Origin of the sequence: Streptomyces thermoalcalitolerans (assembly GCF_039525155.1) — a bacterium.
Lineage (GTDB): Bacteria > Actinomycetota > Actinomycetes > Streptomycetales > Streptomycetaceae > Streptomyces > Streptomyces thermovulgaris.
In genome coordinates this window covers 1-10,382 of the sequence record NZ_BAAAHG010000090.1, presented here as the reverse complement: position 1 = coordinate 10,382, position 10,382 = coordinate 1, and the positions used below count along the sequence as shown (strand labels likewise).

General features: G+C 73.2%; 7 protein-coding genes. All 7 read right to left on the bottom strand.

What is annotated here, in order from left to right:
• Window positions 1-130 precede the first annotated feature (130 nt).
• Window positions 131-772 carry an IclR family transcriptional regulator gene (locus tag ABD224_RS28115; protein ID WP_344054925.1) on the bottom strand — a complete coding sequence of 214 codons (642 nt, stop codon included), beginning with the start codon at window positions 770-772 and terminating at the stop codon, window positions 131-133.
• A gap of 528 nt (window positions 773-1,300) precedes the next feature.
• The gene (locus ABD224_RS28110) at window positions 1,301-3,094 is read right to left on the bottom strand and encodes a DEAD/DEAH box helicase (RefSeq protein WP_344054923.1); all 1,794 of its coding nucleotides are present in this window, start codon (window positions 3,092-3,094) and stop codon (window positions 1,301-1,303) included.
• Between the two features lie 402 nt (window positions 3,095-3,496).
• Complete coding sequence (locus ABD224_RS28105) at window positions 3,497-5,005, bottom strand: MFS transporter (RefSeq protein ID WP_344054921.1); 1,509 nt, start codon at window positions 5,003-5,005, stop codon at window positions 3,497-3,499.
• 274 nt (window positions 5,006-5,279) lie between these two features.
• Window positions 5,280-6,296, bottom strand: coding sequence for a DUF6528 family protein (locus tag ABD224_RS28100; RefSeq protein ID WP_344054919.1), 1,017 nt, complete (start codon window positions 6,294-6,296; stop codon window positions 5,280-5,282).
• 162 nt (window positions 6,297-6,458) lie between these two features.
• Window positions 6,459-7,025: an SUKH-4 family immunity protein gene (locus ABD224_RS28095; protein WP_344054917.1), complete on the bottom strand. Its 567-nt coding sequence runs from the start codon at window positions 7,023-7,025 to the stop codon at window positions 6,459-6,461.
• A gap of 208 nt (window positions 7,026-7,233) precedes the next feature.
• The gene (locus ABD224_RS28090) at window positions 7,234-9,540 is read right to left on the bottom strand and encodes a xanthine dehydrogenase family protein molybdopterin-binding subunit (RefSeq protein ID WP_344054915.1); all 2,307 of its coding nucleotides are present in this window, start codon (window positions 9,538-9,540) and stop codon (window positions 7,234-7,236) included.
• On the bottom strand, window positions 9,537-10,382 hold an 846-nt coding region (locus ABD224_RS28085; protein WP_344054913.1), incomplete at its 5' end, for a (2Fe-2S)-binding protein. The genes ABD224_RS28085 and ABD224_RS28090, both read right to left, overlap by 4 nt.

Sequence of the window (10,382 nt, the reverse complement as noted above, 5' to 3'; positions counted from 1 at the left end):
GGCGTTGTCGTCACTCGCCGACGCTCCGCGTCGACTCCCTCCTCCGCCTTGCATCCGCACGCACCGAACCCCGCTCACCCCGGTCACCAGGCACCGCCCATCGGAGCCGGCCTGATCCAAACGACACCCCCTAACGCAGCGCCTCCGCGATCTCCCGTGCCGCGTCCACCACTCTCGGTCCCACGCGCTCCGGTACGCAGTCCGTCAGCATCACCACGCCCACGCTGCCCTCGATCCCCGTCACCCCGAGCAGCGGCGCCGCCGCCCCGCAGGCGCCCGTCTCGGGCTCGCCGCGGGTCAGGGTGTAGCCGGGCTCCGCCATCGGCTTCCGGCGGGCCGCGAGAATCGCCTTGCCCGCCGCGCCCCAGTCCAGGGGGTGCCGCAGTCCGGGCCGATAGGCCACGTGGTAGTCCGTCCAGGTCGGCTCGACCACGGCGACGGCCAGTGCCTCCCCGCCGTCCACCAGCGTCAGATGCGCGGTCGCCCCGATGTCGTCGGCCAGCGACCGCAGCGCCGGCATCGCGGCCTCCCGCACCAGCGGATGCACCTGGCGGCCCAGCCGCAGCACCCCGAGTCCGACCCGGGCGCGGCCTCCCAGATCACGGCGTACCAGCGCATGCTGCTCCAGGGTGGCGAGCAATCGGTACACCACCGTGCGGTTGACGCCCAGTTTCCGGGACAGCTCGGTGACGGTCAGCCCATGATCCGTATCGGCCAACAGCTTGAGTACCCTGAGGCCGCGGTCGAGCGTCTGAGAGGTCTCCGCGGTCACGACGCCCACTCCTTCAGTGGTGAGGTCGGCGGGCCCCTTCGCGCCGGACGCGTCACCGAGTCCCGTCAGTGACGCGCTCCAGGGGCTGCCGATCGGCCGGCGGTCCGGGGCGTCCCGGACTGAAGTCGCTACACGGCTGCGTTCCGCGGCGGTGCTGCCACGGGGCGTGTGCGTAGCGGGACATTAGCGAAGCCGGTTCGCTGAGCGGAAGCCTCTGTCCAGAATCCGGTCACTGATCGTCACAGCCTGCTCACGTTTGTCCGGATCCACTTGCTGACCTGCACAAATCCTCACTCCGGGGGTGCAGAAGCGCGCGGCCCTCGCCGGGGCCCGGGGCGAGACCCGGGCAGGGGGGACGGCCTGTGCCGGGGCTCGGGACGCAGCCTGGGGAGGGGCCCTGGAAGGACCCCGGGAAGGGCTCCGGGAGGGTTTCCCGGGAAGGACCCCTTTCGCCTCACCGAGACGGATGGGCGGCTCACCGGGACGGATGGGCGGCCGGGGCAGGCCCCGGACACGCACGGCGGGGCGTCACCTCATCCGCGTCGCCCACTCCTGCAGCTTGGCGATCCGCTGCTGCAACTGCCCCGCCGTCGCCTGCGCGGTGGGCGGGCCCCCGCACACCCGGCGCAGTTCGGTGTGGATCACCCCGTGCGGCTTGCCGCTCTGGTGGGCGTACGCGCCGACCAGCGAGTTGAGCTTCCGGCGCAGCTCCATCATCTCCTTGTGTGTGACCACCGGCCGCCGGTCGGCGGGCAGTTCGAGCAGATCGGCCTTCTCGGCCGGCTTTCTGCGGCTGTGCGCGATCTGCCGGGCCTGCCGCTTCTGCAGCAGCAACTGCACCTGCTCGGGCTCCAGCAGGCCCGGGATGCCGAGGTAGTCCTGCTCCTCCTCGCTGCCCGGGTGGGCCTGCATGCCGAACTCGGCGCCGTCGTAGAGGACCCGGTCGAAGACGGCGTCGGACTCCAGTGCCTCGAAGGGCAGCATGTCCTGCTCGCCGGTGTTCTCGTCCTGCTCCCGGTTCGCCTCCTCCATCTCCTTCTCGGACTCGGCGTAGGGGTCCTCCTCGCCCTCCTTCTTCGGCTTGTCGAGGGCGTGGTCGCGCTCGACCTCCATCTCGTTGGCGAAGGTGAGCAGGTCCGGGATGGTCGGCAGGAAGACGGAGGCGGTCTCGCCGCGCCGCCGGGACCGTACGAAACGGCCGACGGCCTGGGCGAAGAAGAGCGGGGTGGAGATGGTCGTGGCGTACACCCCGACCGTGAGCCGGGGGACGTCGACGCCCTCGGACACCATACGGACGGCCACCATCCAGCGGTCGTCGTTGTTGCTGAACTCGTCGATCTTCTTCGAGGCGCCGGCATCGTCGGAGAGGACGAGCGTCGGACGGTCGCCGGTGATCTCGTGGAGCAGCTTGGCGTAGGCACGGGCGGAGTCCTGGTCGGAGGCGATGACCAGGGCGCCGGCGTCCGGGATGGCCTTGCGGACCTCGGTCAGCCGCCGGTCCGCGGCGCGCAGCACGGCCGGCATCCACTCGCCGCGCGGGTCGAGCGCGGTGCGCCAGGCCTGGCTGATCGCGTCCTTGGTCATCGGCTCGCCCAGTTTGGCCACGACCTCGTCGCCCGTCTTCGTCCGCCAGCGCATGTTGCCGCTGTAGGAGAGGAAGATGACGGGGCGGACCACGCCGTCGGCGAGGGCGGAGCCGTAGCCGTAGGTGTAGTCGGCGGCCGAGCGCCGGATGCCGTCCGGGCCCTCCTCGTACGTCACGAAGGGGATGGGGTTGGTGTCCGAGCGGAACGGCGTACCGGTGAGGGCGAGCCGCCGGGTCGCGGGCTCGAACGCCTCCAGGCAGGCCTCGCCCCAGGACTTGGTGTCGCCCGCGTGGTGGATCTCGTCGAGGATGACGAGGGTCTTGCGCTGCTCGACGCGGTTGCGGTGCAGCATGGGCCGGACGCCGACGCCCGCGTAGGTCACGGCGACCCCGTGGTACTCCTTGCCGAGCGGTCCCGCGCTGTACTCCGGGTCCAGCCTGATCCCGACCCGCGCGGCCGCCTCCGCCCACTGCTTCTTCAGGTGCTCGGTCGGCGCGACCACGGTGACCTGCTGGACGATGTGATGGTGCAGCAGCCAGGAGGCCAGGGTCAGCGCGAAGGTCGTCTTTCCGGCGCCGGGGGTGGCCACCGCCAGGAAGTCGCGCGGCTGCGTCTGGATGTACTTGTCCATCGCGGCCTGCTGCCAGGCGCGCAGCTTGCTGGCGGTGCCCCAGGGGGCGCGGCCGGGGAAGGCGGGTGAGAGGTGATGGGAGGAGGTGGGGGCGGTGATGGTCACGGTCTCCTGTTCGTCGATGCTCGAACGGCTCGGCTGTGTATGACGACCGGGCCACCTTATCGACGGCCCATGCGTCACTGCGGTCACGCGGCCGGATCGCTCCCCAGGATGGGACTCAGGTCACATGCCCTGCTCCGCGAGCTCCCGCAGTGCCTCCCCGACCACTTTGACCTCTTCCGCAGCGCCCGTCGGCACGGCGATGGCCAGGCGCTCGGCGGCCGGCTGTGCGTCAGGTGAGCCGCTCCAGCAGTTCGGCCCACCTGACGGTCTGTTCCCCGGCCCCCTTCCGCTCGGCGCGCGGCTCGAGTGCTTCCGTCCGGTCGTCGCGGTGACGCGGGTTCATGGCCCCACCCAAACAGCACCACCACCAGCACCACCACCGCGGGACCAGAGCGATACCACTCACGAGTGAACCCGCAGCCTCCGCGTCACCCACGCCCCCACCAGCGCCACCCCCGCCATCGGCAGGAACACCGCCGCGAACGCGGCCGGGTGGGAGGGGGAGCCGGCGGCCGTCACGGCCGTGTGGGCGACCCTGCCGCCGCCCAGGGCGGCGAAGGCAGCACCGCCCGCGGCGAGGAGGACGACATTGGACAGGGCGTCGGAGATCTGCAGGGCCGCGGAGTTGATCCCGGCCTCCTCGGGGGCGGACAGGCGCAGCAGCAGCACACTGGCGGAGGCGATGACCAGGCCCATGCCGAAGCAGCCGAAGCCCCAGGCGACGGCGACCGTCCAGACGGGCACGGCGTCGATCAGCACGCTGGGGGCGGTGGCGATGGCCGCGGCCACCAGCAGCATCCCCAGGGTCATCAGCCGCTCCCGGTGCGGCGCGACCCTCGGCCGCGACTGCACCCATGAGCCCAGCGCCCAAGTGGCGCCGCCCGCCGCGAGGGAGAGCCCGGCCAGTGTCGGGGACAGCCCCCGCTGGGTGACGAGCATCAGCGGTACGAAGGACTCGGCGGCGATGAAGGAGCCGCCCGCGAGCCCGCGCAGCAGCACCACGGACGGCAGTCCGCGCGCCGCCCGGTAGGTGCCGCGGGGCATCAGCCTCAGCACGGACGGCACCAGCAGCGCGGCCCCCGCCGCTCCGGGCAGCAGCGACAGCCACTGCAGATCCTGGGCCGCGTACTGCAGCAGCCCGGCACCCACGGAGACACCGAGGGCGAGCCGGACGCGCCGCAGGTCGAAGGAGGCCTGCTCCGCCCCGGGCTCCCCCACCGGTCCGGACGCCCGCCGCCGTATCTGCGGCAGGGCGACCGCCAGCGGGAGCACGACCAGCACCGGGATGCCGATGAACACCCAGCGCCAGCCGATGTGCTCGGTCACCGCGCCCGAGGCGAGGGGGCCGACGATCGACGGGACCACCCAGGCCGCCGCGAACGCCGCCATGATCGACGGCCGCAGCCGTTCGGAGTAGGCCCGGCCGACGACGACGTACAGGGCGACGATCACCAGTCCGCCGCCGAATCCCTGCACGGCGCGCCCCAGGATGAACACCCACATCGCGCCCGCCGTCCCGGCCAGCAGCAGTCCCGCCGCGAACGACCCGATCCCCGTGGCCAGCGGCCCGAGCGGCCCCCGCCGGTCCGACCACTGGCCGGCGAGCACCATCCCGAACAGGCTTGTGGTGAAGAATCCCGAGAACGCGAACGCGTACAGCGACACCCCGTCCAGCTCGCGCGCCGCCACGGGCATGGCCGTGCCGACGGCCGTCGCCTCGAAGGCGACCACCAGCACGACGGACACGATCCCGATGCTCAGGGCCCGGTGCGCCCGCCCGAGCACGCCCTCCCCCTCCTCGGGGCCGGGCGGCCCGGCCGGACCGGTCGGGGCGTCGCCGGATGGGACGGAACGGCTGGGGTCGAGGGCGTCACCGGGGTCGGCGGTGTCACGGCGTTCGAGTGCGGTCATGCCCGCCAGCGTAAGGCGCGATCCTCGCTTTCACCCCTGTCCGTGGTCGGGTCCGCTCTCCGCCGCCGGTCGTAGGACCACCGCAGGGCCCGCCTTCGTTCCCCCGCACCTTTCATGAACGCCGTACGGCACTCCTGTTGCCCCCGGCGCATGACGCGGGTCCGCCCCCGCCACGGGCCCCGCCCGATCGATCGAGAAGGCGGGAAGGGCGGCACCCTTGGAGAGTGCCGCCCTTGTGACCGTCGTCTCCGCCGGTGACGGCTTGGGCGGTGGGCTAGGTCAGGACGTGGGACCAGAAGCGGGCCTTGTAGAACCTGGCGCCCTCGCGGGTCGAGTCGGCGCGGCCGGAGAAGCCGACCGTGTCGTTCCACCAGATGTCCGCGCTCGGGGCGTCGACCCAGAACTCCGTGCCGTCGGGGAGCCGGCCGAAGGACTTCGTGAAGTACCAGTCGTGCAGCCTCGTCGGGGTGGCGAAGCTCCATGTGCCGGTGGCGGCGTCGTACACGAGGCGGGTCTTCCACACGCCGTGGTCGGGGTTGGAGGCGTCTCCGCCCACCGTGTAGAAGATGTCGTCGGAGGCGTAGTCCGGCTGCAGGTCGTGGCCCGTGCCGGAGAAGGTCAGCTTCGTCACGAGGGTGAGGCCGGTGATGATGCCGCCGGCGTCGGTCACCAGACGGTAGGCGCGCAGCTCCCTGTAGCCGATCGCCAGCAGGAGTTCGTTGGTGTCGTCCCACATCACACCGTGCGCGCCGGAGAAGCCGATGCTGATGCTGTCGGCGAACGACGTCGGCGGAAGATCGCCGTGCGTGCTCGGGACGAAGAGGTTGATGCCACCGCCCGACTGGTAGGTGTCGCCCGTCACCCGGGCCTTGGAGGAGGCGGTGACGATCGCGCCGTGGCCGTCGATGCGTTCCACCGAGTGCGGGTTGCCCGGCACGACCGCCGACCAGATGACCGCCTTGTCGCTCTCGCGGACCATGGCGGCGCGTCCGCCGGTCTTCGACGTGCCGTTGGTGCAGCACACCAGGACGTCGTCCCACTTGGCGGTGAGGCGACGCTTGGCGTCGGCGAGCAGCCGCCAGGTGTCCCCGCTGGGTGCGCTCCAGTACCAGCCGGGTGTGCCGTTCCAGTCGGAGGTGCCGTTGCTGAACCGCTGGATCTGGTTGGCGGCTTGTTCGACGACCACGATCAGGTAGTTCGTGGCCGCGGCCGCCGGCCGGACCGTGGCCGCGCCGCCCACCGCCGCCAGACCGGCGGTCACCATTCCCCGCAGCAGTGTTCTGCGTCTCAACTCCCGCCCCCTGCATCGTTTTTGACGAAGCAGATGATCATCCTCGGACAGGGCGGCAGGATACGGCAGACGGCGGTCGGCCAGGGGTGCGGGCGGAACGGCAGCCGCCGCGGGGACGGCCCGACGCGGGTTGCACCGCGTCGGTTACGCGGGTTGCGCGGGTTACGCCGCGTCGATCCCCGTCATGTCCGCCGGCGCGGGGCGGGTCGACTGCCACAGGGTGAACGCGAAGGCGGCGACGTCCGTCTCCAGCGGGGTCAGGGCGCCGTCGCCGCCGGTCCAGCGCAGGAGCGTGCCGGTGGTGCCGTCGAGCACCGCGTGCCCGTCACCGGCGAGGCCGCCCAGGCGTAGGAGGCGCGTGGCGGCCGGGGGGAGGGCCAGGCGGTGGTCGCCCTCGTCGGCGGCGTACTCCGCGGGCGTGCGCAGGGGGGCGTCGAGGTCCAGGGTGAAATCGCCCGCCTGCTCCGGCAGTCCGACGTCGAGCAGGAAACGGCGCGTGGGCTCGTGGGTGAGCACGGGCGGGAGGTCCAGTTCCTCGAAGCGGACGACCCAGCCGGGGCCGAAGGCCTCGTCCAGGAGGCGGGGCGGCAGGTCCAGGCTCAGCCCGGACCGGGTCGGCGGCCAGCCCGCCCCGGACGTCCCCGGTGCGCCCGGCGCGCACACGCCCGGTGCCACAGCCGTCGGTTCGTGAAGCTCCGCCTCGACCGGAGTCATCGTGCCCGTGCTCATCGTCCCCTGTGCTCCCCCGTCGTCCCGCTCCTGCCGAGCGGGCGTCCGGGACCGTCCTCGGCGGCGGTCGTCGTCCCGTCGGCCCCACAATACGGCCCACCACTGACAACGCCCCCGGAGGAAAGACGCCTGGCGAGCCCCCGGCGTTCCCCTCCGGTGCCGGCCGATCCGGACGGGTGGTCTCGGCCGGAGATCGGCCGGAGATCGACTAAGGATTCGTCACGACCGCCGCCTGGGGGCGGATCGGCAGGCGGTTGACGGGACGGCCCGTGGCGGCGCGTACCGCGGAGGCGATGGCCGCCGGGGTGGCCACGACCGGTACCGCGCTGACCGCCTTGGCGCCGAAGGGGGCGACGACGTCCCGCTCCTCGACCAGCTTCACGATCCGGATGTCGGGGACGTCCAGGGCCGTGGGCAGGGCGTAGCCGGTGAAGTCCGGATGGCGGACCAGCCCGCGCGGGGTGCGCAGGTTCTCCGTGAGGGCGATGCCCACGCCCTGGGTGACGCCCGCCTCGATCCGGGCCGCCAGCTGAGCGGGGTTCAGGACCCGGCCGACGTCCTGCGCCACGGCCAGCTCCACCACCCGGACCGTGCCCATCTCGATGTCCACGTCCACCACCGCGCGGATCGCGCAGAAGGCGAGGCCCACGAACGCGTCGCCCTGGCCGGCCTCGTCCAGGGGTTCCGTGGGGTGCGGGCGGCACTGGGCCGTCGCCCACAGTTCCTTGCCGTCCATCGCCTCCGTCACGGTCGTGGACAGCACGCCGTCGTACGACGTGATCTTGCCGTCCGTGATCTGGAGCAGCTCCGTGGACATGCCGAACTTGTGCGCCAGGGGCTGCAGGAGCTGGGTGCGGACCATCTTCGCCGCGCGTTCCACCGCGCCGCCCGACACCCAGGTGTGGCGTCCGCGGCAGCCCGCGCCGGCCGGCGGCTGGTCGGTGTCGACCGGGGCCACGTGGACCTCTTCGATGCCCAGGGTCTCCTGGACGATCTGCCGGGCGAGCGTGCTGAAGCCCTGGCCGGTCTCCACCGCGGCGCACAGCACGGTGGCGACCCCGTTCTGGACCCGCACCGTGGCCGTGGAGACCTCGTCGGCGCCCTCCGCGCCGAGCATGTGCACCATGCCCAGGCCGTAGCCCACGCCCCGGCGCACCGCGCCCGGTTCGCCCGCGCCCTCGGGCCCGCCGGGCAGCAGCCACTCCTCCTGGGGGATGTCCTTGGGCAGCGGGGGCAGGGGGTGCTCCCGTACGGCCTGGAGCAGTTCGGCGACCGGTGCCGGGCAGGTCACCGTCTGGCCGGTCGGCAGGACGTCGCCCGTCGCCATGACGTTGCGCATGCGCAACTCCGCCGGGTCCAGCCCGAGTTTCTTGGCCAGCTTGTCCATCTGCGCCTCGTAGGCGGCGCACACCTGCATCGCGCCCTCGCCGCGGACGTGGCCGGAGGGCGGGTTGTTGGTGCGCACCGCCCAGCCCTCGATGAAGGCGTTCGGCACGACGTAGGGGCCGCAGGCGAAGGCCACGGCGGCGGCCAGGGCGTCGGAGGAGGTGTCGGCGTAGGCGCCCGCGTCCAGCAGGATCTGCGCCTCGACCTTCACCAGCCTGCCCTCGGCGTCGGCGTGATGGCGGTAGCGCAGCAGCGTCGGGTGGCGGTGCGCGTGCCCCAGGAAGGACTCCTCGCGGGTCGCCGCCAGTTTCACCGGGCAGCCGGTGCGCAGCGCCAGCAGGCCGAGCGGCAGCTGGAAGCCCTGGTCCTCGCGGTCGGCCGTCGCGCCCGGCACACCGGTGACGACGATCTTCACGCGCTCGGGTTCCAGGCCGTAGCAGGCGGCGAGGGTGTCACGGTCGGTGTGCGGGTCGGTGGAGCCCACGTACAGCTCCACGCCGCCGTCGGGGCGGGGCACCGCGAGCCCGGCCTCGGCACCGATGGGGGCCGGGTCCTGGCGGCCGATGCGGTACAGGCCCTCGGCGATGACCTCGCCGACCACCTCGGGGTCGCCGTGGCGCAGCGGGATGTGCCGGATCAGGTTGCCGTCGGGGTGCAGCGGCTCGGCCTCGAAGGCCTTCTCGGGGTCGGTGACCGGCTCGAGCACCTCGTACTCGACGACGATGGCCGCGGCGGCCATCCGCGCGGTGTCCGGGTGGTCGGCGGCGACGGCCGCGATGGGCTCGCCGTGGTAGCGCACGACCTCCGAGGCGAACACCGGGCGGTCGGCCTTGCCCCGGCCGTACACCGGGCGGCCGGGGACGTCCTCGTGGGTGATGACGGCCCGTACGCCGGGCATCTCGCGCGCGTGCGAGGTGTCGATGGACAGGATGCGCGCGTACGGGTGCGGAGAGCGCAGCACGGCCGCCCACAGCAGGCCCTCGGCCCACAGGTCGGCCGCGTACGGGAAGGTGCCCTCCGTCTTGGCGCGAGCGTCGGCCGCCGGCAGCGAGGAGCCGAGACCGTGCGGCGGCGGTTCGGGCGCGGCAGCGGTCTCGGGAGCGGCAGCGGTGGCGGCTTCGTTGCTCACGCCTGACCTCCGTCCTGGCCATGGGGATCGTGCGGGTGCGGGGACTCGAACGCCGACGGGTGGACCCCGCCGTCGCCCGGTCCCGCCTGGTGGGGAATGCGCGGCTCTCCGGTGTCGGTGCCGGCGCCGGTGTCCGGCTCGGCGAGGGCCTCCTCGGTGGCCGCCGCGCGTTCGGCGACGACCTCCTTGACGGCCTGCAGGACGCCCCGGTAGCCCGAGCAGCGGCACAGGTTGCCGCACAGGGCCTGGCGGGTCTCCAGTTCGGTCGGGTCCGGGTTGCCCTCCAGCAGGTCGTGCACGGTCATCGCCATGCCGGGCACGCAGAAGCCGCACTGGACCGCACCGCACCGGACGAGCGCCTGCTGGACGTCCGAGAGCTGTCCGTCCACGGCCAGGCCCTCGACCGTGCGGACCTCGCTGCCGGCCGTGGTGGCCGCGGGCACCAGGCAGGAGGCGACCAGGCGCCCGTCGACCTGCACGTTGCAGGCGCCGCACTCGCCCTGCGAACAGCCGTCCTTGGCGCCCGCGAGGCCGAGCCGCTCGCGCAGCACGTACAGCAGCGACTCGCCGATCCAGGCGTCGGTGACGGGCCGGTCCACGCCGTTGACGCGCAGCACGTACGAGACGAGCGGGTGCTCCTCCTGCGGCGGCGCGGGAGGCGGCTCCTCGGCGGGCGCGGCCTGGGACGGGCCGGCCTCCGGGGCCTGTGCGTCCGGGGCCTGCGCGTCCGGAGTCTGCGCACCCTGGCCCGGAGCGTCCTGGGCCGGCGCGTTCTGGTGCGGGGGGTCCTGGGGCACGGCGCCCTGGGGCGCGGTGGCGGTGCCGGCGTCCGCGGCGGCCCC

Excerpts from the sequence above, each read along its gene's own strand:
- ABD224_RS28105 (WP_344054921.1), bottom strand. The coding sequence starts at position 5,005 with ATGACCGCACTCGAACGCCGTGACACCGCCGACCCCGGTGACGCCCTC.
- ABD224_RS28095 (WP_344054917.1), bottom strand. The coding sequence starts at position 7,025 with ATGAGCACGGGCACGATGACTCCGGTCGAGGCGGAGCTTCACGAACCG.